This is a genomic window from Arthrobacter sp. StoSoilA2 (assembly GCF_019977195.1).
In the GTDB taxonomy this organism is placed as follows: domain Bacteria; phylum Actinomycetota; class Actinomycetes; order Actinomycetales; family Micrococcaceae; genus Arthrobacter.
The window spans coordinates 631,049-656,807 of record NZ_AP024643.1 but is presented as its reverse complement, the minus strand read 5'-3'; the positions used below and the strand labels follow the sequence as shown (position 1 = coordinate 656,807).

At 63.5% G+C, this 25,759-nt stretch carries 20 protein-coding genes, 1 tRNA gene and 1 other RNA gene; 14 read left to right on the top strand and 8 right to left on the bottom strand.

The genetic code is table 11. The annotated features are described in order from the left end of the window. Positions 1-9: 9 nt before the first annotated feature. The 4 genes from LDN82_RS03195 to LDN82_RS03180 form a co-directional block, all read right to left on the bottom strand. Positions 10-963, bottom strand: a complete 954-nt coding sequence (locus tag LDN82_RS03195) for a phosphodiesterase (RefSeq protein WP_224166343.1) — start codon at positions 961-963, stop codon at positions 10-12. Positions 964-1,103: 140 nt separating this feature from the next. After that, the gene (locus tag LDN82_RS03190; RefSeq protein WP_224094177.1) at positions 1,104-1,586 is read right to left on the bottom strand and encodes a glutathione peroxidase; all 483 of its coding nucleotides are present in this window, start codon (positions 1,584-1,586) and stop codon (positions 1,104-1,106) included. Between the two features lie 100 nt (positions 1,587-1,686). Further along, positions 1,687-3,243, bottom strand: a complete 1,557-nt coding sequence (locus tag LDN82_RS03185) for a M23 family metallopeptidase (RefSeq protein ID WP_224166342.1) — start codon at positions 3,241-3,243, stop codon at positions 1,687-1,689. A 197-nt stretch (positions 3,244-3,440) separates the two neighbouring features. Beyond that, entirely contained in the window at positions 3,441-3,818 is a 378-nt protein-coding gene (locus tag LDN82_RS03180; protein ID WP_224094175.1) for a MarR family transcriptional regulator, read from the bottom strand. 96 nt (positions 3,819-3,914) lie between these two features. On the opposite strand from LDN82_RS03180, the gene LDN82_RS03175 reads away from it, so the two are divergent. The 6 genes from LDN82_RS03175 (at position 3,915) to LDN82_RS03150 (ending at position 10,576) form a co-directional block, all read left to right on the top strand. Then, on the top strand, positions 3,915-5,354 hold the full coding sequence (locus LDN82_RS03175; protein ID WP_224166341.1) for an MFS transporter: 1,440 nt from the start codon (positions 3,915-3,917) through the stop codon (positions 5,352-5,354). A 91-nt stretch (positions 5,355-5,445) separates the two neighbouring features. After that, positions 5,446-6,366 carry an oxygenase MpaB family protein gene (locus LDN82_RS03170; RefSeq protein WP_224166340.1) on the top strand — a complete coding sequence of 307 codons (921 nt, stop codon included), beginning with the start codon at positions 5,446-5,448 and terminating at the stop codon, positions 6,364-6,366. Positions 6,367-6,649: 283 nt separating this feature from the next. Next, the gene (locus tag LDN82_RS03165; protein WP_224166339.1) at positions 6,650-7,744 is read left to right on the top strand and encodes an extracellular solute-binding protein; all 1,095 of its coding nucleotides are present in this window, start codon (positions 6,650-6,652) and stop codon (positions 7,742-7,744) included. A 1-nt stretch (position 7,745) separates the two neighbouring features. Continuing rightward, positions 7,746-8,633 (top strand): ABC transporter permease, encoded by an 888-nt coding sequence (locus LDN82_RS03160; protein WP_224166338.1) that lies wholly within the window; start codon positions 7,746-7,748, stop codon positions 8,631-8,633. Next, positions 8,620-9,447 (top strand): ABC transporter permease, encoded by an 828-nt coding sequence (locus LDN82_RS03155; RefSeq protein WP_224094166.1) that lies wholly within the window; start codon positions 8,620-8,622, stop codon positions 9,445-9,447. Before LDN82_RS03160 ends, LDN82_RS03155 begins: the two co-directional genes overlap by 14 nt. 7 nt (positions 9,448-9,454) lie before the next feature. Then, positions 9,455-10,576: an ABC transporter ATP-binding protein gene (locus tag LDN82_RS03150; RefSeq protein WP_224166337.1), complete on the top strand. Its 1,122-nt coding sequence runs from the start codon at positions 9,455-9,457 to the stop codon at positions 10,574-10,576. Positions 10,577-10,660: 84 nt separating this feature from the next. Here the strand turns inward: LDN82_RS03150 and LDN82_RS03145 are convergent, their stop codons facing one another. Beyond that, a complete protein-coding gene (locus tag LDN82_RS03145) occupies positions 10,661-14,122 on the bottom strand; it encodes a bifunctional proline dehydrogenase/L-glutamate gamma-semialdehyde dehydrogenase (protein ID WP_224166336.1) in 3,462 nt (1,153 codons plus the stop codon). A 123-nt stretch (positions 14,123-14,245) separates the two neighbouring features. Here LDN82_RS03145 and LDN82_RS03140 point away from each other — a divergent pair, with 123 nt between their 5' ends. Next, positions 14,246-15,145 (top strand): LysR substrate-binding domain-containing protein, encoded by a 900-nt coding sequence (locus tag LDN82_RS03140; protein ID WP_224166335.1) that lies wholly within the window; start codon positions 14,246-14,248, stop codon positions 15,143-15,145. Between the two features lie 72 nt (positions 15,146-15,217). On the opposite strand, the gene LDN82_RS03135 is transcribed toward LDN82_RS03140, so the two are convergent. After that, positions 15,218-15,302: transfer RNA gene (locus tag LDN82_RS03135), tRNA-Ser, on the bottom strand. A gap of 306 nt (positions 15,303-15,608) precedes the next feature. Here LDN82_RS03135 and LDN82_RS03130 point away from each other — a divergent pair. From LDN82_RS03130 to recR, 6 genes are all read left to right on the top strand, one after another. Continuing rightward, complete coding sequence (locus LDN82_RS03130; protein WP_224166334.1) at positions 15,609-15,959, top strand: hypothetical protein; 351 nt, start codon at positions 15,609-15,611, stop codon at positions 15,957-15,959. A gap of 9 nt (positions 15,960-15,968) precedes the next feature. Further along, positions 15,969-16,883: a hypothetical protein gene (locus tag LDN82_RS03125; RefSeq protein WP_224094157.1), complete on the top strand. Its 915-nt coding sequence runs from the start codon at positions 15,969-15,971 to the stop codon at positions 16,881-16,883. Positions 16,884-17,009: 126 nt separating this feature from the next. Further along, positions 17,010-17,675, top strand: a complete 666-nt coding sequence (locus LDN82_RS03120; RefSeq protein ID WP_224166333.1) for a M15 family metallopeptidase — start codon at positions 17,010-17,012, stop codon at positions 17,673-17,675. Positions 17,676-17,772: 97 nt separating this feature from the next. Further along, positions 17,773-17,869, top strand: an RNA gene (gene ffs, locus LDN82_RS03115) — signal recognition particle sRNA small type. 34 nt (positions 17,870-17,903) lie between these two features. Continuing rightward, a complete protein-coding gene (locus LDN82_RS03110; RefSeq protein ID WP_224166332.1) occupies positions 17,904-21,020 on the top strand; it encodes a DNA polymerase III subunit gamma and tau in 3,117 nt (1,038 codons plus the stop codon). 33 nt (positions 21,021-21,053) lie between these two features. Then, the gene (gene recR / locus LDN82_RS03105) at positions 21,054-21,653 is read left to right on the top strand and encodes a recombination mediator RecR (RefSeq protein WP_216921891.1); all 600 of its coding nucleotides are present in this window, start codon (positions 21,054-21,056) and stop codon (positions 21,651-21,653) included. On the opposite strand, the gene LDN82_RS03100 is transcribed toward recR, so the two are convergent. After that, a complete protein-coding gene (locus LDN82_RS03100; RefSeq protein ID WP_224166331.1) occupies positions 21,607-22,731 on the bottom strand; it encodes a hypothetical protein in 1,125 nt (374 codons plus the stop codon). The genes recR and LDN82_RS03100 overlap by 47 nt on opposite strands. 199 nt (positions 22,732-22,930) lie before the next feature. Here LDN82_RS03100 and LDN82_RS03095 point away from each other — a divergent pair, with 199 nt between their 5' ends. Then, positions 22,931-24,277: an aspartate kinase gene (locus LDN82_RS03095; protein ID WP_224166330.1), complete on the top strand. Its 1,347-nt coding sequence runs from the start codon at positions 22,931-22,933 to the stop codon at positions 24,275-24,277. Positions 24,278-24,525: 248 nt separating this feature from the next. Here LDN82_RS03095 and LDN82_RS03090 read toward each other — a convergent pair whose 3' ends face one another. Continuing rightward, complete coding sequence (locus LDN82_RS03090) at positions 24,526-25,743, bottom strand: FAD-dependent monooxygenase (protein WP_224166329.1); 1,218 nt, start codon at positions 25,741-25,743, stop codon at positions 24,526-24,528. Positions 25,744-25,759: the final 16 nt, after the last annotated feature.

Here is a 25,759-nt window from a genome sequence, read left to right as displayed (position 1 = left end):
AAGCCTGGGTCAGTCCCGGTTGTTCGACTGGGAGACGAGTTCCTGCGACGCCGGGACTGGTACCCGCCGCGAACGGCTCGGAATCCGGATGCCGGCTTCCGAGAGGCGGCGCTGCACCTCGGCAGCGTCCACCGGCTCGCCAACAGTTACGCCGCCGGACATGGGAACCACGGAATGCACGATCGTGTGTTCGTAGACGTGGACCATGTTGTAGGACTGGGCACCGTCCCGGCCCCGCTGTCCCCCGGCGCGCACGCCAAGGTCCTGCGTGTAGCACGTCGCCGAGGCGACTGATACCGGGATGCCGGCGAAGCCCGCCGTCGTGGAGTAATGCAGGTGACCGGCCAGGATGGTGCGGACATCGGAATTGCGGACGACGGCGGCCAAGGCGGCTTGGCCGCGCAACTCCACCAACACTGCGAGGTCCTGGACGCACGGGACCGGCGGGTGGTGCAGGGCGAGGATAGTGCCGTCCGGGGCGGGGGTGGCCAACTCTGCTGCCAGCCACTGAAGCTGCGATTCGGACAACTCGCCATAGTGGTATCCGGGGACCGTGGTGTCCAGGGTAATGATCCGGAGCCCGTTGACGAAGTAGCTGCGGTCCACAGGGTCCTCCGGCCGGCTCGCTACGGAGGCGTCCAGGAAGGCCGAGCGGAAGTTCGCGCGGTTGTCGTGGTTGCCCATCGCCCAAATGGCCTTCGCTCCGAGCGCATCGCACACCGGCTCAATCATTTCCCGGAGACGTTTGTAGGCTTGGAACTCGCCCTTGTCCGCAAGGTCTCCGGTGAAAATGATGGCCTCTGGCTTGATCCTGGAGGCAATGATCTGATCGCAGATCTCCTGGAGCCTTGCAGCGCTGTCCACAGAACCGTGGAGCGTGCCTGGACCGGCCACCAGGTGAAGATCACTCAAGTGCAAAAGCACATGACCTGGTTTGGGGTACTCGGCCTCGATGAGCTCCATAGCTGCCTTAGCGTTTGGTGGGAGACGGTGTCCCCCGTGTCATTCCAGTACTGCCAATCCAACCAGACAACAAGCCAACAACAGGCTAACTGCCGGCGGAATGTTGGAAAATTACTTTCTCCCTTCGAAGGTATTGATGCTTATGACAAGGCCTTTTCAAGCGCGTCAACCAATTCCTGCGCGTCAGGTTCCACGCTTGAGGGAAACCTTGCAACCAGCTCGCCGTCACGGTTTATGACGAACTTCTCAAAGTTCCACTTGACCTTGACCGGCTGCCCGGACTCGTCCCGGGTCAGCTCGGCGAATAGCGGATGCTGCTCTTTACCAAGCACGTTGGCCTTGCTGGTGAGCGGGAACGAGACGCCAAAGTTGCGTTCGCAGAATTCCGCGATTTCCTCGTCGGCTCCGGGCTCCTGGCCACCGAATTGGTTGCAAGGGACGCCAAGGACTTCAAGGCCCTCCTCGCGGTACTTTCCGTAGAGCTCCTCAAGGCCGGCGTACTGGCGGGTGTAGCCGCATTTGGAAGCTACATTCACCACCAGGACGGCTTTTCCTTCAAAGCGTCCGAAGTCTGCTTCAGAGCCATCGTTGAAGGTGAGGGGAATGCTGTAAAGAGTTCTCATGTGATCGCTTCCTGACGACGTCGTCTGGCGGGATTGCCGCGATCGAGCTTACGGGGAGCTGCCCAAGCCATGAAACGTAGGGGTACCTACACTCGCCGGCTTATGACGTGGGAAGGATGAGCGAAGACAACGGCACGATTACGCCGTCCGGCCGCTGGACCATGTCCGGGCCAACGAGGATATATCCAGGCGGAAGCACCACTGCCGGGGGCGTTGATGGAAGCACAGCCACAGGGCTGGGCGCCGGAACAGGAGCCGCTGGAACGGGAGCCACGGGCTCCACGGTTTGGGTAACCGCCACCGGGGCGGGAGCAACCACTACGGGCTCGGGTGCGACAACCACAGGCGCTGGCTCAACCACTACGGGTGCCGGTGCAACAGCCACGGGTTCCGGCGCAGGGGCTACCGGAGCGGGAGCCGGATCAGCGGGTGCCGCTGAAGCGACGGGCGCCACGGGCTCGACGACGGCGGGTGCGGTGGCCGTGTTGGGGACCGCAGGCGACGTGCTGGGTGCTGTAGCCGTCGTGCCGGGCGTCGTTGTGGTGGACGTCGGCGTTGTGGATGTTGCCGTGGGCGTCGGTGTGGAAGTCGCCGTCGGACTTGGCGTCGCAGTAGCCGTAGGCGTTGCCGTAGCCGTGGGAGTTGGTGTGACAGTCTGCGTAGGCGTCGAGGTAGTCGGTGGCGTCTGCGTTGATGGTGACGTTTGCGTGGCAGGCGGTGTAGTGCCCGAAGTGGCGGGCGGCGTAGTGCTCGACGTGCTCGGCTGTGTGGTCACCGGCGGAGCAACGGCCTCTTCGTCGTCGCCACCGATGACGGCCCGGTTGGTGCTATCCGACACCGGCACGGCCCACTGCGGCGAGGCAGAGACGCCCGTTCCAACTCCAGGCTGGTAGTTCACCATGGTGATGTTCTGCAGCGGATCGATCTGCCGGAGGGGCAGATAGATCCAGCCGTTGGGGTTGGTGTGCAAGCCGTTCACGATCGTCTCAAAGTGCAGGTGGCACCCAGTGGACCATCCGGTGGTCCCTACCTCGGCGATGACTTCTCCGACGCGCACGGACTGGCCCTGCGTCACACCAATCGCTTGAAGGTGGTTGTAGGTTGTGACCAGGCCGTTGCCGTGTTCGATTTCAACACGGTTGCCGCCACCCCAAAGGTGCCAACCCACGGCCCTGACAACCCCGGCGTCGGCGGCGTAGACGCGCGTTCCGCATGCGGCGGCATAATCCTGGCCCCAGTGGAACTCGCCGGGCAGCCCAGTGATGGGGCTGTAGCGGTAGCCGTATGGAGAACTCGGATTCAAGACTTCAAGCGGTGCGTAAAGACTGCCGGCAGGTGGACGCGACAAGCCGGACGAAGCAACGGTCAGGCCGGACGATCCGTCCTTGGCCACGGTCCGGACAAGTGCGCGGTCGAAGTAAACCATGGGCGTGCCGGCCTCTTGGATCGGCGGCTCGGGCATGGTGTCGATCACTGTGGTTTCGGCTTCGGGCGGCACAAGGCTGCCAAGCGAGAAAGGTCCAACGACGCCCTGCGCCACAGAACCATCCACAGAGCCGGTAGAAACGGAATTTAGGGGTTGGAAACCAAAAGCGAAAAAGGCTACGGCTGCCAGGATTCCGGCGATGAGCATTCGACGAAAACCGTCGGTGCGCACCAAGTCTACATATCGGTCAGATTCACTATGCTTGCCCACAAGAACACTCCCCAAAGCCAGCGGCACCAAACCCCAGCCTGGCGTGCAAGCACCATTGTTGCGGGAATCAATATGAAAATAAAGGCTTTCCGGCCCCAGTAAAGCGCAGGGTTTCCTCAGTTTTTGCTCAAGTGATCTTGAGGTTGGGGGATGACTCCCTACCCGAGGTTTTCCTTGAGCAGTGCACGGTGTTCCACCGCAGCAGATTCATGCAGGGCGCGGCCGGCGTCTGTGAGCTCCAGATACAGGGAGCGACGATCATCGGCACACGTTTGGCGGGAGACCAGGCCTGCTTTTTCGAGCCTGTCCACTACCTTGGACACAGCGCTTTGGGTCATCGGCGTGCGCTCCCCCAAGGCCTTCATACGGCAAGCGGCGTCCGTACTTTCGGCGACGAGGTCCAGAATTTCGAATTCATTCAGGCCGATGTCGAACTTGGCTTCCAGGGCGCGGTCAATGGCTCCTGCGGTACGGAAGTAGGAGTCCTGAATGCTGCGCCACTGCTCAACAAGCTGGCGATCACGCGTCGTTGCCATGCCCTGATTCTAGTCCATCCCGCCTTTAGAATCCACGTCATAATATTCCGCGTCATATTCCTTGTCATTCAATGACGCGTCATATAGCTTGGATGCATGACATCACCCACCACCCTTCAAAGATCCGCCGAACCCGTGCTTTCAGCCGTCCGTTGGACGCGCGCCCAGTGGCTCCTGCTGATGGTTGTGTGCACCGTCCTCGCCCTGGACGGGCTGGATGTTTCCATGGTTGGCGTGGCCCTGCCTTCGATCGGACAGGAACTCAACCTCGGAACCGATTCGCTCCAGTGGATCGTGTCCGCCTACGTCCTGGGGTATGGAAGCCTCCTGCTCCTGGGCGGCCGGCTCGCGGACCTGTTGGGCCGTCGTCGTATATTCCTCATCGCATTGGCAGTGTTCGCCGCAGCCTCACTCCTGGGTGGCCTGGTGGACGATCCCGCAATCCTGATCGCTACCCGGTTCGTCAAGGGCCTCGCCGCAGCGTTCACCGCGCCAACAGGTTTCTCCATCATCACTACCAACTTTGCCGAGGGCCGCGAGCGCAACAAGGCCCTGTCCATCTTCACCACGTTCGGCGCCAGCGGCTTCTCGCTGGGCCTTGTAGTTGGAGGCCTGATGACCAGCCTGAGCTGGCGGTGGACGTTCCTGGTGTCCGTGCCGATCGCCGTCGCCGTGGTCCTGCTGGGCATGAAGTTCATTCCGAAAGACAAGCCGTCTGCTGAAAACAGCGGGCATGACATCTGGGGTGCGGTGACGCTCGCGCTGGGCATGCTCGGCCTCGTCTACACGTTGGTTTCGGCACCTGAGCAGGGCTGGGGATCTGTGGCAACTATCGCCGGATTCGCAATCTCTGCAGCCGTGCTTGCAGCCTTCGCTGTGATCGAGAACAAGGTGAAGCACCCGCTGATCCGCTTCGGCATCCTCAAGGAAGGCTGGGTGGCCAGGGCCAACCTCAGCGCAGTGGGGCTTTTCGGTTCTTACTTGAGCTTCCAGTTCATCGTCACCATGTTCCTGCAGTCGGTGCTCGGTTGGACGCCTTTGGGCATGGCTTTGGCCCTGCTGCCCGCCGGGCTGCTGGTGGCCACCAGCGCACCCTTTGCCGACCGGCTGATCGAGAAATTCGGCGCCACGCAGCTGATCCTCACCGGTCTCACGGCCCTTGGATTGGGCTACGTCCTGTTCCTCCGGGTGGGCACCACGCCCAACTACGCCCTGGACATCCTGCCCTCGGTGATCCTGCTGGGCATCGGCTTCGCCCTGGCCTTCCCGTCCATCAACGTCCAGGCCACAACCGGCATCAAGGACTCCGAGCAAGGCCTGGCTGCCGGTTTGATCCAGACCAGCACGCAGGTGGGAGCCGCACTGGTCCTGGCAGTCACCACGGCATTGGTGAGCGGCCACGGTCAGGCGGCTGGAACCGTCAGCGCCCAAGCCATGCTGGAACAGTACCGTCCGGGCCTGATCCTGAGTGCCGCCGTCGCCATCGCGGCCCTCCTGGTGGCAGCAGCACCGTCAAGGCGCCGCGCCCGCGTTTAGTCCGCGCGAACCCTCCGGCCCCCATGGCGTTGCCATGGGGGCCGGACCCGTGCACAAATTGCTCTGTACAGGTTCCGCGAAGAGCGGTCTCATGGGATGCATGAGGAATTACCTCACCGAGTACAGATACGACCTGCAACGCACGTTCACGGGAACATCCGGAACCCCACCTGCGTGGGTGCCGCGCCTTGCAGAAGGGAACGACGCCGGATATCACCTTCCCGGCTCGGCCGTCTGGGCTGTGCATGGCTCCATGGCCACCATCGTGGCCGGAATCCGGGTCTTGCTGATGCAGTCCTTGCACCCCGGCGCGCTTGCGGGTGTTTACGAGCACTCCGGCTTCAAGGAAGATCCGCTGGGGCGGCTGGCCAGTACCGTGCGCTGGATCTTCACCGTCACGTATGGCTCCAAGGAAGCCGCTGAGGCAGCAACCTACCGTGTCCGGAAGATCCACGAACATGTCCGGGGAAGCTACGTGGACGGAACTGGCGCCCACCGCAACTATTCCGCCAATGATCCCGAACTCCTCCGCTGGGTCCACGTCACGTATGCGGATTCCTTCCTCAGGGCCAACCACATCTGGGGCCGCCCGATACCCGGCGGCCCGGATGCCTACGTCCGCGAATGGGCCCAGGCTGGCCGGCTCATGGGAGTGGAAGATCCACCGGTCACCGAAGCCCAGGTGCGCCAGGAACTGGAAGCCTGGTATGCCTCCGGGATCTTGCGCTCGGATGAGCGGCTGGCAGAAACCATCGCCTTCATACGCCGTCCGCCCCTGAGCCCGCTGCTTCAGCCGGGCTACCGGATCCTGTTCGCTGCCGCCGTCGCAAGCCTTGAACCCAAGTACCGGAACATGTTGGATCTGCGACCCGCCCGCTTGGGTCCCATCCCACTGCCTGCCATCACCGCCGCCCGTGTTGTTCTATCCATGGTCCGGCTGGCCCTGGGTTCACACGGTCCCAGCGAACTCGCAGCTCGGCGCCGGCTGCAAAGGCTGGGATATGCGGTGTGAGACCCGCCCTCGCGGGCTTCTTTTTCGGTCAATTGTTTCTTAATGCAATACAACCGTTGACTAGTGAGCAACCTCACAGTTACAGTTACGGCACCCCAAACGGCCGAACGACGGCCGGTGTACCTGACTTTCGAATGCTTTGATGAAGGGCGTGCGCAACCCGCCGCCCCCAAGCTTCGGGAGCCTTCTTCACGATGTAACCCCAGCACACGCCCGTCTCCCCCATGGCCCGTCTCCTTGAAGCGAGCCTGGACGTTGGCGTACATGAGAGGCAATGCGAGCCATGACAGATTTCCGTTCCCACGTTTTTGACCGCAGGCAGATCCTCAAGGCAGCGGCACTGACGCCGTTTGCCGGACTGGCACTATCCGGCTGCAGTTCCAAGCCAGCCGAAAGTGCCGCCGCCAACAAGACCGTCACGGTCACTTCCTACGGTGGTTCCTACAACGACCAGTTCACGCAGACCATCCTGGATCCCTTTTCGAAACAGACAGGTATCCAACCGACTCTCTTGGCCAACACGAGCTTGGCTTCCCTCAAAGCGCAGGTGCAGTCCGGCGATGTGCAGTGGGACCTGGTGGAAATCACAGCACCGGAGTATGAAACGGCCGTTGCCGAAGGACTGCTGGAAAAGTTCGACTACGACATCATCAGCGACAAGGGTCTTCCCGGCTACGCCAAGGCGGAGTACGGCATCAAGTACCTGAGCTTCCTTTTCGTCATGGCATGGGACCAGAACGCCATTCCGGATGCGCAGGCGCCCAAGGATTGGGCGCAATTCTTCGACCAGGACAAGTACAACGGCAAGCGCTCCGTCTACAACCAGCTATCCGACAGCTCCGTGCTGGAAGCCGCGCTGCTGGCTGACGGCGTGCCGTTCGACAAGATGTACCCCCTTGACGTTGACCGGGCTCTGCGGGTCTTGGGCCACCATCCCGGAAAAGATCGTCTTCTTTATCACTCGGCCAACCAGGAACCCATCCAGCAGCTCACGTCAGGAGAAGTCGCACTGTCAACGAGCTTCAACAACCGGGTCAACGCTGCGCGCAAGGACGGGGCCAAACTGAACTTCTCCGCCGAGAACGCCGTATTGGCCGGCGACTATTTTGTGGTCCCCAAGGGCGCAAAGAACAAGGAAGCCGCTTTCAAACTCATGAACTTCATGTCCAACGACGCCGAAGCCGGAGCTGCCTTCGACACGGTTACGAACTTGACCCTGGCGAACACGCCTGCGCTGTCCAAGCTGCCCAAGGAAGTGGCGGACACACTTCCCACCAGCCCACTGCTTGCGGACAAGATCCTCATCCGGGATGACAAATGGTGGTCCCAGAACCTGAAGAAGACCGAGCAGCAGTTCAAGCTGTGGCAGGCCAGCTGACATGAGCGCCATAACTTCTCAAAGAATCCAGGCGAAAGGCCGCGGGACTCCGACGCCGGACGAAGCGAAGCCGCGCCGGAGAAGGAGCGGATGGTGGCTGCTGCTGGCGCCAGTTCTTGCATTCGACGTCGTACTGTTCCTCACGCCGCTCGGGAAGCTGGTTGGCTCAAGCTTTTCCGGCAACGCCTATCAGCGGGTACTTGAGGATCCCCTGGTACTTCGTTCGCTGGCGAACACGCTTACCATCAGCCTGGCATCCACCCTGGTGACCGTTGGACTTGGCTATGTCATTGCCCTTGTCCTCTGGCGTTCCGGGAACATCCTGCGGGTAGTCCTCTTCGCCGTCGTATTGTTGCCCTTCTGGACCGGCATCCTGGTGAAGAACTTCGCGTGGGCGGTGCTCCTGCAGGACAACGGCATCATCAACGCCTTCCTGCAAGGCATTGGCCTGACGGACGCACCCATCGAGTTGCTCCACAACCGATTCGCGGTGATCGTCGGCATGGTTCACTGCCTGCTGCCCTACGCCGTCTTTCCGATCTTTTCTTCACTGATGTCCATCGACGACCGCCTTGGACTCGCGGCACGGTCGCTCGGCGCCAGGGAAGGATCCGTGTTCCGTCACATCACCCTTCCGCTTAGCACTCCGGGCGTCTCGGCAGCAGGCCTCCTGGTCTTCATCATGAGCACAGGCTTCTTCATCACCCCGGTGGTCATGGGTGGGCCAGGCGACATGATGATCGCCAACCAGATCGACTACTACGCCCGGCAGTTGACCGACTTCCCAGGCGCCGCAGCCCTGGCCGTGATCCTTACAGCGCTGGTCAGTATCCTCGTGGCGATATACCAGCGGGTCCTCAAGGCCGGAGGCCACCATGAAGACAACTAATCCACAACACCGTTTGATTCCCCTGCTTTCTTTGCCGGTCTTCCTGTTCCTGGTGATTCCGACCCTCATCGTGGTTCCCGTGGCGCTCAATGACAGCCGCTACATCACGTTCCCACCCGAAGGTTTGTCCTTCGCGGCGGTGGCCGGCTTCTTCGCCGACACCGCATGGACGTCGGCATTGGCCGCCAGTCTCCAGTCAGCGGGTATTGCCGTGGTGATCGGCGTAGCTATTGGTTCTACGGCGGCCATCGCCCTTCATGGCCGCACGTTTCCCGGGAAGTCGGCTGTGATGGGACTGATACTGGCCCCCATGATCGTGCCCACCGTGGTGCTTGCCCTTGCCTTCTACCAGTTCTTCATCTCGGTTGGCATGGTGGGCAGCATCATTCCCATCGGCCTGGCGCACGCCGTCATCGCCACGCCCTACGTGTACCTCACAACGCGTGCCAGCCTTGCCGGGCTCAACCCTGCCCTGGTGCGGTCGGCCCAAAGCCTCGGCGCGGGGACGCTGTCCGTGTTCCGGCATGTATATCTCCCCGTTATCCTCCCGGGCCTGGTCTCCGGAGCGCTATTCGCCTTCTCGGTATCGATCGATGAAACCGTGATGTCGCTGTTCATGCAGTCCCCCAGCGCCACCACCTTGCCGGTGAAGATGTTCACCGACATCCAGTTCAACCTGACTCCCAAGATCGCCGTCTCCTCCGCGCTGTTGGTAACAGTTGCGACCATCGGGCTGCTCCTGCAGGTCATGTTCGTCCTCAAGCGCCGATCGATCTCCCGGATGGTGCCCCTCGCAGTGTCCGCCCAAACGTAAAGGAACAATGATGACCACATCAATGACTTCCACCGCCACCCCTCCAGACGCAGCCACGCAAACGAAGGGACTTCTTGAGCTCAGGCAGGTCCGCAAAAGCTATGGTGGGTTCGTCGCAGTCGACCAGTTGGACCTGACTGTCCAGCCCGGCGAATTTGTCACCCTCCTCGGGCCCAGCGGATCGGGCAAAACCACCACCATGATGATGGTGGCCGGGTTCGAAGAACATACCTCCGGCTCCGTCATGATTGACGGGCAGCCCGTAGACACGCTCCCCCCAAGGGACCGGAACCTGGGCGTCGTTTTCCAGAATTACGCCCTCTTCCCGCACATGACCGCCCTCGAAAACGTGGAATTCGCGCTCCGCATGAGAAAGGTGCCGGCGTCGGAACGGCGCCAGCGGGCCAACGAAGCACTCAAGCGTGTGGGGCTTGGCGCCTTGGGTGACCGCAGGCCGCGGCAGCTGTCCGGAGGCCAGCAGCAGCGCGTTGCGCTCGCCCGGGCCCTGGTGTTCAACCCCGCGGCACTTCTCCTGGACGAGCCCATGGCAGCGCTGGACAAGCGGCTCCGCGAACAGATGCAGGAGGAGATCAAAACCCTTCAGAAGAGCCTGGGCATCTCCGTACTGTTCGTTACCCACGACCAGGAAGAAGCAATGGCAATGTCGGACAGGATCGTGGTGATGAAAGACGGCCGGATTGTCCAATCAGGACCGCCGGACGAGGTCTACAACCACCCCCTTACCGACTGGGTTGCCGGCTTCCTTGGCGACACCAACCTGATTCCGTGCACAGTACTGGAGCGCAACGGCAAGGAGGCCACCGTGGATTTGGGTGGTTTGGGAATCGCACGCGTGAGGGACCAGGGCGCTATGGGTGCGGACTACGCAGTATCGATCCGCCCGGAAAACCTGAAGCTCAGTTCAACGCCGCCTGTGGATGGGGGCTGCGGAGCTGTTATTACATCGTCCACCAACCTTGGCGCCACCGTCCGTCATCGGCTCACTGCTGGAGGCCATGAATTGATGCTGCGGGAGATGAGCCCGGAGTCCGGCACGCGGTCGGCAACGGACAGTCTTTGGGTTGGCTGGGACCCGGACAAGGCACAGTTGTTGGTCCTGGAATCCTGAGGCGTCAACGAAGACAGCCAGGCAGGACGTCGTTATGGACGTCCTGCCTGGCTGTTTGTGCAACTCCGGCCCGTCTTGGTGGGATTAGATCAGGTGGTCCGAGAGGTGGTTCGGGGTGCCGAAGCGGTGCGCGGTGATGGACACGGCCTGCTCGCGCAGGAATGGCAGCATCTCGATGCGGCCGGCCTGGGTCACTGCACCGTGGTAGACGGCCACATCCGGGCGGCCACCCATGGCTGCGCTCAGCGCGGCGAAGTCGCCACCGATCAGGCGGATGCGGCCGGCGTCGAACTTTGCCGCACGGGCCAGCCACGCGGCGTCGTCCTCGACCCGGACGCTGACGCCCAGGTTCGCGAACACATTCACCACAGCGTCGGGAAGTACGACGGCGGAGCTCACCTTGAGGGTCAATCCCGCCACTGCGCCGGCCGCTACCACGCGGAGCAGTTCCGCGAGCCGCTCGCCTTCGGACAGGCGGACCGTGACCGGGATCGGACGGTAGCGGAACACGTTGCGCTCTGCGGAGAGGGCGGAGACATCCTTGCGGGTGCCGAACTCGGATTCCCAGGCGGCGGCGTCGCTGAAGAGTGCCTGCTGAAGGGTGTGGAGTTCCTCGGCAGTGACGTCAGCGGACTTGGCAGCCGTGAGGATCTGGGCGGCTGCCCCCTGGAGCACGGTGCCGCGCTTTGCCGTGGCTTCGGCGGGGAGCCAGCTGCCCAGGCCGATGAGGTAGTTCGGTCCGCCGGCCTTGGTTCCGGCGCCAACGGCCGACTTCTTCCAGCCGCCGAAGGGCTGGCGCTGGACGATCGCACCGGTGATACCACGGTTGACGTAGAGGTTTCCGGCCTGGATGGTGTCCAGCCAGATGCCCATTTCAGCGGAGTCCAGGGAGTGCAGGCCAGCCGTGAGGCCGTACTCGATCTCGTTCTGGATGGCGATGGCTTCCTCAAGGGTCTCGGCGGTCATCACGCCAAGGACCGGTCCGAAGAACTCGGTGAGGTGGAAGTACGAGCCACGCTTGACGCCAGAGCGGATGCCCGGGGACCAGAGGCGGCCGGTTTCGTCCAGGGGCTCAGGCTTGATGGCCCAGGTTTCGCCGTCACCCAGGGTGGTCAGGGCGTTCAGGAGCTTGCCGTTGGCCGGCTCGATGATCGGCCCCATCTGCGAGGTGGCATTTTCCGGGTAGCCGACGGTCAGGGAGCGGGCGGCGTCGATGAGCTGGTTGTGGAACCGCTTGGACTTGGCCACGGAGCCAACCAGGATCACCAGGGACGCGGCGGAGCACTTCTGGCCGGCGTGGCCGAAGGCCGAGTACACGACGTCCTTGGCTGCGAGGTCCAGGTCAGCGCTCGGGGTGACGATGATGGCGTTCTTGCCGGACGTTTCCGCGAGCAGCGGCAGGTCCTGGCGGAAGGAGCGGAACAGCTCAGCGGTTTCATAGCCGCCAGTCAGGATCACGCGGTCCACGCTCGGGTGCGAGACCAGCTGGGTGCCGAGTTCACGCTCTTCAAGCTGGACCAGGGCCAGGACTTCACGCGGCACACCGGCTTCCCAGAGCGCATCCACCATGACTGAACCGGAGCGGCGGGCCTGCTTTGCCGGCTTGATCACGACGGCGGAACCTGAGGCGAGTGCCGCGAGCGTCGAGCCTGCGGGGATCGCCACCGGGAAGTTCCACGGCGGTGTCACTACGGTGAGGTTCGCTGGGACGAACGTGGCGCCGTCGACCTTTTCCAGGTCCTTGGCGCGCTCGGCGTAGTAGTGCGCGAAGTCGATCGCTTCGCTGACCTCGGGGTCGCCTTGGTCAATGGTCTTGCCGGTTTCTGAAGCCATGACCTCCAGCAACTCTGCGCGGCGGGCTTCGAGGACGTCGCCGGCGCGGTGCAGGATCGCTGCCCGCTCGGCAGCGGGCCGGGCACCCCAGGCCTTGCCGGCCTCCACGGCGGTGGCGATGATGCGGTCCAGATCGGCGGCGGCGGAAACCTTGGTGGATTCGACGATCTTGTTGCCCGCGGTGGAGCCGGGGATGCGCTTGAGGATGTCACGGCCCCAGGCGCGGTTTGCCGGCAGCGCCGGGTCCGTGTCCGGAGTGTTGCGGAAGCCCTCCAGCGGGGCAGGCTCGGCTGGCAGGCGCCGGTCCTGCTTGCGGTTGGGACCCGGGACCTCGTCCTTCATGTTGGCCAGGGAGTTCAGGAAGCGCTGCTGCTCGCGCTTGAACAAAGCCTCATTCTCGCTGAGTTCGAAGACCGCGGACATGAAGTTTTCCTGGCTGGCGCCCTCTTCGAGGCGGCGGATCAGGTAGGCGATGGCGACGTCGAACTCGCCCGGGTGGACCACCGGTGTGTACAGCAGGAGGCTGCCGACATCCTTGCGAACGGCCGTGGCCTGGCCCGTTGCCATGCCCAACAGCATTTCGAACTCGATGCCTTCGGTGACACCACGCTGCTTGGCCAGCAGCCACGCAAACGCGACGTCGAAGAGGTTGTGCCCCGCAACGCCGATCCGGACGGCGTCGATGTGCTCCGGAGTGAGGGCGTAGTTGATGACGTTCTTGTAGCTGGTGTCCGAGTCCTGCTTGCTGCCCCAGGTGGCCAGCGGCCAATCATGCAGGGAAGCTTCTACCTGTTCCATGGGCAGGTTGGCACCTTTGACCACGCGAACCTTGATGGGCGCGCCACCCTGTGCGCGGCGTGCAGCGGCCCACTCCTGCAGTTCCTGCATCGCACCGAGGGCGTCAGGGAGGTAGGCCTGGAGGACGATGCCGGCCTCGAGGTTCTTGAACTCCGGCATGTCCAGGATGCGCTTGAACACCGCGATGGTCATGCTGAGGTCCTTGTATTCCTCCATGTCCAGGTTGATGAACTTGGGCTTGGGGAAGGACGCGGCAAGGCGGTAGAGCGGGGTGAGCTTCTCCACCACGTGATCGACGGCTTCGTCGAAGGCCCATGGGGAGTGCGGTGCCACGGTGGAAGATTCCTTGATGGAGACGTAGTCAACGTCGTCGCGGGCCAGGAGCTTCAGCGTGCCTTCCAGGCGGCGCTGCGCTTCGTGCTCACCCAGGACTGCCTCGCCCAACAGGTTCACGTTCAGGTGCACGCCGTCCTGGCGGATCTTCGCGATGGCCGGACCGAGCTTGGCATCCGTGGCATCGACGATCAGGTGGCCCACCATTTCACGGAGCACCCGGCGCGCGATCGGAATGACCACCTGGGGCATGATCGGAGCCATGACGCCGCCAACACGGACCGCGCTGCGCATGTACCAGGGAAGGAACGCAGGAACCTTGGGAGCCAGCTCGGCGAGTTTCCGGGCGGCGACGGACAGGTCCTCGGGGCGGATGACGCCGTCGACGAATCCGACCGTGAAGTCAAGGCCATTCGGATCCTTCAGGACGCCGGCGAGGCGCTGGGCGGACACATCCACGGGAATCTTGCTGGCTTCGGTCAGCCAGTGGCGGACCAACGCGATGGCTTCCTGTGCCAAAGCATCGAACTGCCCGGAATCCTGGGTGCGCGGGGCGGCGGCAACCGGGAGGGTGCTGGTCATTGGGGCTCCTTCTGGGACGGAGAAGTTTGTTTGTTTCCATCAGTATGGATCTACAATCACGTTAGGAAAAGCGATCTTTTCTGACGAATATTCATTACCCATTCCGATCCTTTGGAGGCCGCCTTGCTGGACGTCCGCAGGCTGCGTTTGCTGCACGAATTGAAGATCCGCGGAACGCTCGCCGAGGTGGCCGATGCCATGCAGTACAGTCCCTCTTCCGTGTCCCAGCAACTGACCCTGCTGGAGAAGGAAGCGGGCGTCGAACTGCTCCGCAAGGCCGGCCGCCGGGTGCAGCTGACACCTCAGGCGGAGATCCTGGTTGCCCACACCGCCGCCCTCCTGGAGACACTGGAACGGGCGGAAACCGAGCTCGCGGCCTCCCTGTCCACAGTCACGGGAACCGTCCGGCTGGCCGTGTTCCAGTCGGCTGCACTCGCGTTGCTGCCTGACTTCCTCAGCATCATGCGCCAGGAGTATCCGGAAGTGCGCGTGGAAATGACCCAGCGCGAACCCGAGACGGCCCTCTATGAAACCTGGGCACGCGACTTCGACATCGTGGTCGCGGAGCAATATCCCGGACACGCCGCGCCCCATCATCCTGGGCTGGACCGGGCAACGCTGACCAGCGACGCCATCCGGCTGGCCACTCCCCCGATAGGACTGGGCGGGGAACGTGTAGCCTCACTCGCCGATACCGCGGACATGCCCTGGGTCATGGAACCCCGCGGCGCCGCCTCCCGGCACTGGGCCGAACAGGCCTGCCGGTCCGCTGGCTTCGAACCGGACGTCCGATACGAAACGGCCGACCTCCAAGCGCAGATCCGCCTCATTGAATCGGGAAACGCCGTTGCCCTCATGCCGGACCTCGTCTGGACAGGTCGGACCCGCCCAGTCCAACTACTGGACCTACCCAGCCTGCCACAGCGGACCGTCTTCACGTCCACCAGGACGGCCGGGCGGATCCACCCCGCGATTCTTGCATGCCGCGAAGTACTGGAGCGCGTGGCCGCTGGGCAACTGTAGCGCAGCCCACTCCTTGGAGGGCCGGATTCCGGGAACGCAAAAGGCCCCGGTCCTGGGGACCGGGGCCAAACGCGGAGAATGGGGGATTTGAACCCCCGAGGGCGTTAACCCAACACGCGTTCCAGGCGTGCGCCATAGGCCGCTAGGCGAATTCTCCTTGCTTCCGAATCGAAAGCAGATACTACTGTACCTGAGAATTTCGGCATCGTGTAATCGGACCATTTCGCCCTCGCCGCACGTCCAAAAAGCGTTGTTCGCCTTAACGGAAAAATGGACGCCCCCAACGCGCCCATTCTTGCGGTATCACCGTTGAGCTGCCGGGTCCGGCCCCTCGCCCCCAGGCCCCGCAGCTCACAATCTTGAGATTGCCCCAATCGGTGTACATACCCATGGTCCGCTGTGACCCGCAGATATGCAATGGTGTGGGCCGCTTTGTAGCCGTTGTTACTGACAGGATGTTCCCATGACGCAGCTCCACGCCCTGGTTGTTTACGTTCCCGAGACCCACACTCCCGCCGTCCTGAAGGCAATCGGGGACGCTGGTGCAGGACGGATCGGCGACTACTCACATTGCTCTTTCACCTCGCCGGGCACTGGCCATTTCACTCCCCTGCCGGGCTCGCAGCCATTCATCGGCGACGTCGGAAGCCCCCAGCAGGTGCCCGAAACGCGGGTTGAGTGGGTGGTTGAGGAGGACGTGCTCGACGCCGTTGTGCTGGCTCTGCGAGCGGCCCACCCTTACGAGGAGCCGGCTTTCATGACGTGGCCAGTGAACGGGTGGCGACCTTCCCCGCCGCATCTGCCGGAGAGCTAGGATCGCTCCGTGGACGATAGGCAAATACCTCCCGACTCTGCCGGTTCGCTGGACGGGTCAGACGAAGAAAGCCGGGCCGCGGAAAGAATCTTTGAACGCCTCCAGGCCTTGGAGCCGCTCTGCGATCGAAGAATGGACGTTGGCGGCGTCGAGAACGGTTCGCCCCTTCACCAGTTGGATGACCTTTTCAGTTCCTCCCGCAGCGTCAGCCACCTGCTGACCCAGTCCCTCGTGGCCGCCATGGATAATCTGCAGGCGCTCCGCCGCCTCTTGTTCATCGAGGCGCCCGACGGGAACATCTACTTCCGCACCCAGACCCATGCACCGTATGCATTGGTACGCACCATCATGGAGTGCACTGCAACAGTGCTGTGGGCGCTTCTGCCGGAAAGCTCCGACGAACGTGCCCGGCGGGGCCTGGTACTCGTGTCCCGGGAGGTGTTCAACGCCGCCGCGTTCTGGGACTCCTACCTTCGGGAGTTCCATCCGGAACCGCACGAGGTCGCGGCGGATTACTTTGATGGGCTCCGCCGGGCGTTGAACTCATCGGCAGAAACCTTGCGGCTGCCCCCAATGTTTCGCCGGAAAGGCGATGGAAGCTGGGGGTATGCCACCAAGAACCGCACGGAGACTGCGATCCTCAAAGAGTTGCGTTCGAGCAGCAGCCTGCCTCCCGGGCTGATCTATGCCTGGCAGTTCTGTAGCGGCTACTCCCACGGGCTGGAGTGGACAACCGCCGAAAGAAGCGGTTACGACGTCGCAAGCAGCCTCGCCGAGGACGATGCGTTCCAGGCCGAAGGAATGGAACAACTCCGGCGCATGTGCGACGTCGCGTTCGATCTGATACCCCAGGCGTGGGAAGTCTTCGATGTCCGGCGCCGCAGCGGACCATTCTTAAATCCCGGGGAACCACTTTTGGACTGAAGAAGCGTCCTTGGATTGAAGAGCTGACAGGCCTTGAAAGTCAAGATTGTCGGTACTCCGGACCGGGAGTACAGTCACCCCATCGCTGGACACACTTGACCGGACGCACATGAGTTGGAGGACCACATGAAGCTGCGCCAATTCTGGTTGGGGATCGCTGCGACACTGCTGTCCTTGGGGCTCCTGTCCCCGCAGGCTGCCGTCGCGGTCCCATACGACATCGACTCGGCCAACAGTCTGCAGGTTGTGGTTAACAAACACCGGATGCTGAATCCGCCGAGCTATGTCCCGTCGTCACTTACGCGGGTTTCAACTGAACGGCTGCGCCCGGAGGCTGCAACCGCATACAACTCGTTCGTGAAGGCAGCCAAAGCGTCAGGGGTCAACATCCGGGCCACCAGCGGATACCGCTCCTACTCGCAACAACAGAGTCTCTATGCCGACTACGTCGCGCAATACGGCCAGGAGACCGCAGATACCTTGGCTGCACGCGCCGGTTACAGCGAACACCAGACCGGCCTGGCCATGGACATCGGAAACGCCAGCGGCGTATGTGCTCTGCAAGCTTGCTTCGCCGATACACCGGTGGGTCGTTTCGCGGCCACGGACGGCTGGAAATACGGCTTCATCATCAGGTACCCGGCCGGGGCGCAGGACATCACAGGCTATGAATATGAGCCGTGGCATCTCCGGTTCGTCGGCGTGGGGATCGCAACAGATATGAAATCCAGGGGAATTACCACGCTGGAGCGATATTTCGGGCTGGAGGACGCGCCGGACTACCTGCCTTAACTCCCGCCGGAATCGGGCGGGAGCCACCCGCCGTCGAGCGTTTTCCACAGCCCCCTGCGCCGATTCGAACCAATAACCAAGTTCAGGTAAGCTTGTCGACGGCCCCTCATGTGGCGTCATCCTGTTGAACTCCCCCAGGACCGGAAGGTAGCAAGGGTAGATGGGCTCTGGCGGGTGCATGAGGGGTCTCTTATTTAAAATGTCAGTCCCTATAGGTAGGTTTCACTTGTGACTGTTACAACTGCCCTGTATCGAAGGTATCGCCCGGACTCTTTCGCGGACGTTATCGGGCAGGAACACGTCACCGAGCCCCTGATGACGGCCCTGCGGAAGAACCGCGTGAACCACGCCTACCTCTTCTCCGGCCCCCGCGGCTGCGGCAAGACCACGTCCGCGCGCATCCTTGCACGCTGCCTGAACTGCGCCGAAGGCCCCACCGACACGCCCTGCGGCAAGTGCCCCAGCTGCATCGAACTCGCGCGCGGCGGCTCCGGCTCACTGGACGTCATCGAGATCGACGCCGCCAGCCATGGTGGCGTGGACGACGCCCGCGATCTCCGCGAGCGCGCAACGTTCGCCCCGGTGCGGGACCGCTACAAGATCTTCATCATCGACGAAGCCCACATGGTCACGTCGGCTGGCTTCAATGCGCTCCTGAAGATCGTCGAAGAGCCGCCGGAACACATCAAGTTCATCTTTGCCACCACGGAGCCGGACAAAGTCATCGGCACCATCCGTTCGCGCACGCACCACTACCCCTTCCGGTTGGTGCCGCCCGAGCCTCTCATCAAGTACCTTGAGCTGCTGTGCCACCAGGAGAACGTTCCCGTGGCTCCGGGCGTGCTTTCGCTTGTCATCCGTGCCGGCGGCGGTTCCGTCCGCGATACCTTGTCCGTGCTGGACCAGCTCATGGCAGGCGCCGGACCCAACGGCCTGGACTACGAACTCGCGGTTGCCCTTCTCGGCTACACGCACGCTTCCTTGCTGGACGACGTCGTGGACGCCGTCGCAGCCGCTGATGCTTCAACGGTCTTCCGCGCCGTCGACCGCGTCATCCAGACCGGGCACGATCCCCGGCGATTCGTGGAAGACCTCCTGGAACGCTTCCGGGACCTCATCATCGTCCAGGCAATGCCCGAAAGCGCACAGGCCATCCTCCGGGGCGTGCCCGAGGACCAGATTGCCCGGATGCGCAACCAGGCTACCAACCTGGGTGCCGCGGAGCTCTCCCGCGCGGCGGACGTCACCAACACGGCGCTCACGGAAATGACCGGAGCCACCTCCCCCCGGCTGCACTTGGAACTTCTGTGCGCGCGTATCCTGCTGCCCAGCTCCGAGCAGACAGAACGCGGCATTGCGGCCCGGATCGATCGCGTGGAGCGTCGACTGAATTACGCCGGCGACGCCGGGATCCCGGTTGCCGCTTCTGGCGCGCCTTCCGCCACAGCTTCTTCATCGGCGGCTGCGTCAGTTGCCCAGGCTGCCCCTCCACAGGCGCCCGTTGCCGCACCAGTTCAGGCACCCGCACCAGTTCAGGCGCCCGTTGCAGCACCAGTTCAAGCGCCAGTACCTGCGCAGGAAACGTCGTCAACACCTGTGTCGCGGGAGCCACTCTCCGCTCCGCGCGTCTCAACGAACGACTGGCCGGTGGACGAGCCGACGCCTACACAGCGTCCCGTCCAGAATGCTCCCTCGACGAAGCCAGCCGCTGCCACGGCCCCTCCCGCCGTACAACCGGCTCCGCAAAGTGCACCCGCCCCGCAGACCGCACCCGGTTCCCAACCGGCCCCGACATCACAGCCGGCTCCTGCCGCTGGCGGAGACGTCGAAGCCCTCCGTCGCGCGTGGCCGGAGGTCCTGCAGACGCTGACCAAGATCAAGCGCAGCACGTGGGCCTTGGTGGAACCGAATGCCCAGGTGGCCCAGTTCGATGGCCAGGTGCTGACACTCGCCTTCACCACCGCGGGCCTCGCTGGGGCCTTTGGGCGCGCGGATCACTCCGAGAACCTTCGCCAGGCAATCCACAAGACCATCGGCATCGACTGCCAGATCGTCGCAGTGGCTGGCGGCAACAGCTCAGCGAGCTCTGAGCCAAACCCAAAAGCACCTACTAGCCGGGAGGTTCCGGCGCCGCCTGGCGCCGCATCGCCGTCGGCAGCCCCGGGTCCAGTAGCAGTCCAGGTACCAGTGCCAGCCCAGGAACGGGTGCCAGCGCACGTGCCTAGCGCTGTTTCATCGGTCGACTCCGCCTGGGGCTTGGCACCGGCTGCCCCCGCGGCAGCGGCGCCGGCTCCGGCCAGGCCGGAGGCAGCAGCGCCAATTGCGGATGCCCCGGCTCCCGCAGAACCGACGACACCGGCGTCGCCGGCGGCTCCACCCGAACCCACGGCGCCCGCGGCTCCCGCAGAACCCACGGCGCCGGCTGGGGACTACTCCTACGCGGACGATGATTGGGGGCCTCCCCTCGACGAAGATGCGCCGCCGTTGGACGAAGAACCTCCGATGGATTGGGAACCGTCCCGCGCATTTTCCGGTCCGGACACCCCTCCGGCACCGGCGTCACCGACACCTGCTTCGCAGGCACCAGCTTCCCCTGCACGGGGGATTCCGTCAGCGCCATCGCAGCCAACACCTGCGCAGGAAGCACCTCGATCGGCCGCCAACACAGCTGGTAAATCCACAGAAACGGTGGGTTCCGTCGACCCTTGGTCCAGGGCAGTGGAACAAGCGCCGGGTACATGGGTGGTGGGCACCGAATCCAATGTGGGTGCCAAGCAACAGACTCCCATCGAGGCTGATACGGGCGCGTCGAAGGTCCGCGACTACGAACCGGCGGCGGCGCAGGTCCCGGCGAACGGCGGCACAGCCCTTGAAATACCGGCGGAGGCGGCAGCCTCGGCAGCCCCGAGCTACGGCCACCCGACCAGCGGCGGGCAAAACGGCGCGTCGGGCTGGGACGTCTCTCCGGCGTCGGGTTGGCCCGGCACCATGCCAGTCCAGGCGTCCGCCCCGGCGCCTGCCGCGTGGCCCACCACAGCCACGGAAACCCAGCATGCGGGCGGCTCCGTCGCGACGCTTGAGGAGGGCGCGCCGTCGAGCGGTCCTTCGGCCCGTCAGAGCCTGTACCAGCGCTTGACCAACAGTCCCGAAGCCCAAGCCGGACGGGTGCAGGCGCCCGTGCGGACCCAAGCCAGGCCGGAGTTGGCGCCGGAGGATATCCCCAGCCCGGAGGACGAAACCATCGAGGAATCGAGGGTCTTTGGGCGTGCTGCCGTGGAGCGTATTCTGGGCGGAAAGCTGATCGAAGAGCGCGCCTTGGACGGTTCTCCCCTGCAACCCCGCTGATGACAGCATCGATACCAAACAAACGAGGACATTTTGTACGAAGGTGCAGTTCAAGAGCTGATTGACGAGCTCGGCCGGCTTCCCGGTGTGGGCCCGAAATCGGCACAGCGCCTGGCGTTCCACATCCTTGAGGCCGATCCCGAGGACATGAAGCGGCTCGTTACGGCCATCACCACGGTGAAGGAACGGGTTAAGTTCTGCACGGTGTGTGGCAACGTCACCGAGCAGGAAATGTGCAACATCTGTCGCGATCCGAGGCGGGATCCGTCGGTCATTTGCGTGGTTGAGGAGTCCAAGGACGTTCTTGCTGTGGAGCGCACCCGTTCGTTCCGTGGCCGGTATCACGTGCTGGGCGGAGCTATCAATCCCATCGCGGGCATTGGCCCGGAGCAGTTGCGGATCCGCGAGCTCCTCACACGCCTCAACGACGGCGCCATCCAGGAAATCATCATCGCTACGGATCCCAACCTTGAGGGTGAGGCCACTGCTACCTATTTGGCCCGCATGCTCAAATCGATCGGGATCACCGTCACGCGGTTGGCTTCCGGCCTGCCAGTGGGTGGGGACCTTGAGTACGCCGACGAAGTCACGCTTGGCCGGGCGTTTGAGGGCCGCCGGAACGCGCTGACGTAAGGCGGCGCGTGGACAACCAGCGTCCCGGCAAGAGCACCAAGGCAGCAACCACTGCCTGAATCACGAGGCCAGTGAGGGCGACGGGCACCGAAGGCGCCAGCTGATCACTCGATTCCCCTCCGATACAGGGAAAATCACGGCCCGGTCCATCGGCGGCCCACTGCAAGCCGGACAACACCCATGCCAGTTCATGCTCCTTGGGGAGCGCCTCCGCGGCGACGCTACCGAAGAGCAGGATCGGATTGGACGCTGCCAGCCAAGCCACCCGCTCTGTATGCGCCACTTCCACGGGCCGGAGACGCCCAACACACTCGTATGCTGTGATCCGTCCGGTGTCGTCCCGCTCCACGTTGACGGGCACCGACGCCTGGTCCATCACAGTCGTCCATGGAATCAACGCGATGGTAGCCGCTACATTGCCCAGGCACAGGAACGCCACCAGCGCCGCAGCCAAGGCAACACCTGCCGCCGTTCGGCCCGAGCAGGCGCGGGCACCTGCGCCTATGAGTCCAAACAACACAATCTCAAGGACAACAACCACGACGCCGGCACCCGCCAAGGCGATCGGCCCGCCAACGGCCGTGCCCACCGTGAGAAGCAGGATGCCGGACGGCACCGCGAAGACCGCCCCGCGGAAGACTCCGGCGAACAGCCCGCCAAGGAATGTTCGAGCCTTTTGATGGAAGCCCCATACTGCCCCGAGGACAGCAGAAACAACTGCCATCAATCCGGCCATCAGTATGTACGTGGCGCTTGGGAGGCTGGATTCAAACCATCCGTTGGCTTCGCCGAAAGCCACCACAGCTGCGGCCGTCGCCCAGGCCAGAAGGAGCCCGGACGCGCAGGCCAACCAGAACCACCAGGATTGCAAGGACATGCGGCAGTCATCCCAGGCCTCCCGCACAGCGGCTCCGAGAATGTCGGCGATCCCAGGTTGGTGGTCCAGCCTGTGTTCACTCCCCGCGGTTCCGTCACGCCGCGGAAACCGGTCGTCGATAACGCCGCCGCCGATCACTTCGTATTCCGATTCGCTGCGCGCCGGCCCGGGATCGTCCGGTGGCTCAGGAACCCTGGCCATGGCACCACGCAATGCTCATAAGAGGGATCGTACGCCCGGGGGCCTGCTGCCGAAACTGACTGCGTGGCCGCCATGTGGTCACAATTCCTGCGGGGACACAACACGGCGATAAACTGGCCGAATAAGCTACGCAGGCGTGTCCCAATTTCGAATTTGGCATGCCTCGTTCGAACCCTATTGATGCAGTGAGGGTGCGCGCATGACTATGCCCACTACCGAAGTGAAGATCGAAGAGCTCTCCGACGGAGCTGCCATTACCAAGCAGCTGATCGTTCAGAAGTTCGGCGGTTCCTCGGTTGCCGATGCTGATGGCATCAAGCGGGTCGCTCAGCGTGTTGTGGATGCGCAGAAGGCCGGCAACGAGGTTGTGGTTGTTGTTTCCGCCATGGGAGACACCACAGATGAACTCCTGGACCTCGCGGGCCAGGTCACGGACTCCGCTCCTGCCCGCGAAATGGACATGCTCCTTTCCGCCGGAGAGCGAATTTCCATGGCACTGCTTGCCATGGCCATCAACAAGTTTGGCGCCTCCGCCCAGTCCTTCACGGGCTCCCAGGCAGGCATGATTACCGACGGCATCCACGGCAAGGCCCGGATTATTGATGTGGACCCGCACCGCATCCGCACCGCCCTGGACAAAGGACACATTGCGATCGTGGCGGGCTTCCAGGGCATGAGCCGCAGCACCAACGAGATCACAACGCTGGGTCGTGGCGGCTCGGACACCACGGCTGTTGCCTTGGCTGCAGCGCTCGAAGCCGATGTGTGCGAAATTTACACCGATGTGGACGGTATCTACACGGCCGATCCCCGTGTTGTGTCGTCGGCCCAGAAGATCGACCGCATCTCCAGCGAGGAAATGCTGGAACTTGCTGCTTCCGGCGCCAAGATCCTGCACCTGCGGTGCGTGGAGTACGCCCGCCGTTTCGGAGTGCCGCTGCACGTCCGTTCGTCATTCAGCCAGCACGAAGGCACGTGGGTCATCCCGGGCGCCGATGAAAAGTTCACGATTCAAGAGGGAGTTGCCTTGGAGCAGCCAATCATCTCCGGCGTTGCACACGACCGGTCCGAAGCCAAGGTCACCGTTGTAGGCGTGCCGGACATCCCCGGCAAGGCCGCTGCGATCTTTCAGGTGATCGCGGACGCGCACTCGAACATCGACATGATTGTGCAGAACGTGTCCACCCACGGCACGGGCCGCACTGATATCTCGTTCACGCTTCCAATCGTCGAAGGCGCCGACGCCCTGACCGCCCTTCGTGCAGCTGAAGGCCAAATCGGCTTCGAGAGCATCGAATACAACGAGCACGTTGGCAAGCTGTCCCTGATCGGCGCGGGAATGCGTTCACACCCCGGCGTTTCGGCAACGTTCTTCAAGGCCCTCTCCGATGCCGGCATCAACATCGACATGATCTCCACCTCGGAAATCCGCATCTCCGTAGTCACCAGCGCTGACAAGCTGGACGACGCCGTCCGCGCCATCCACGCCGCCTTCGAGCTCGACGGCGATGCCGAAGCTACCGTTTACGGCGGCACCGGGCGCTAGGGCCGCCACTTTACCGGTCAGCGACCGGCTCTTCTGAGAAGGCTCCGTCCCCACTTGGGACGGAGCCTTCTTTGGGTGGCAGTATGCCCGTGATCAACAGGTGCTGTCGGCGGGCATATGTCTCTCTAGGTGGTCCTGCCTGACGCTCGACGGTATAACCACACGGGATTGCCGAAGCGGCGACCAGACGGCGCGGCAGCAACCACAATTACGACCTCGTTCTCCCGCTCGTATTCGAGGAACTCCACTCACGCTGCAGCGGCGGCGATATCCAGACTTTTCATCCGCACGCCCGCGCTGTTGGTCCTCATCTTGGCGAGCAGGCGGCCGGCGATCGGCAACCGGGCGAGGCGGATCATCGCGGACCGAAGCAGCAACTCGGCGCGGTTGCCTGGGGTGAAGAAACTGCGCATGCTCACACCGCTGCCGAGGTGGTGGTCGACGAACGGGCGCAGGTGGTCCTCCCAGTCCTGAAGGGCCCGTGGCACGTCGTGCGGGTGGCGTTCGAGCATGGTGCCGAGCAGGTCGGCCCCGGCCAGGCCGGTGGATGCCCCCATGCCGGAGTAAACGGTCAGGCACCACGCGGCGTCGCCGACGAGCACGACTCGGCCGCGGTGCCAGTGGTCGAGGTGCACCTGCTCGGCGGAGTCGAACAGGTGATCGGGGGCCTTCTCGAACTGGTCGAGCAGCCAACCGAGCGTGGAGCCGGTGGGCTCGGGGCCGTAAGCGGCGCGCAGCGAGTCGATGGCTGGCCGGGTGAACTCGGCGTCCACGTCGTCGGTGCGGTAGGAGAGCAGCACCGTCGGCGGACGGTCAGCGAACGGGAACACCCACGCTGATCGACCCTGCTCGGCCAGGATCAGTCCGTCTTGTTGACGGTAGCCGGGTACCGCCTCGGGCAGGCTGTACGCGGCGATCATGTAGTTCAGTGGACGGATCGGGCTCTGCTCGGGTTCGAACGCAAGCCGGCGCACCGTCGAGCGCAGTCCGTCTGCCCCCACCACCAGGTCGAACCGTTCGACGATCGTCGTCTCCGTCGTCAGGTTGCGGATCTCTACGTCCACCCCGTCGATGTACTGGTCCAGCGCGATCGGCACGGTCGAGTACCGGATCTCCACTTCGTCGGGCAGGGCGGTGAAGGCCGCGTCTTCGATGTCGCCGCGCAGTACGAGTCGAGATCCGCCGAACACATCGGCGTAGCTTAGACCGCGGCGGCGCCGGTCCGTGCGGTCGACTTCGTAGCTCACGGCTTCCGGAGCGACGCGATTCGGCACGGCATCGGCGATGCCCAGCCGTTCGGCGGCGGCGAGCCCGGTTCCGAACAGGGCGATGAAGTATCCGCCGCGGCGCCGGTCGGGGGCCTTCTCCAGCACCACCACGTCCCAGCCCGCGCGATGAAGTCGCAGCGCGGAGGCGGTCCCGCTGATCCCGAGGCCGACTACCAGGGCCCGCTGTCGTTTTGTCATGTTCTTGTCCATGGGA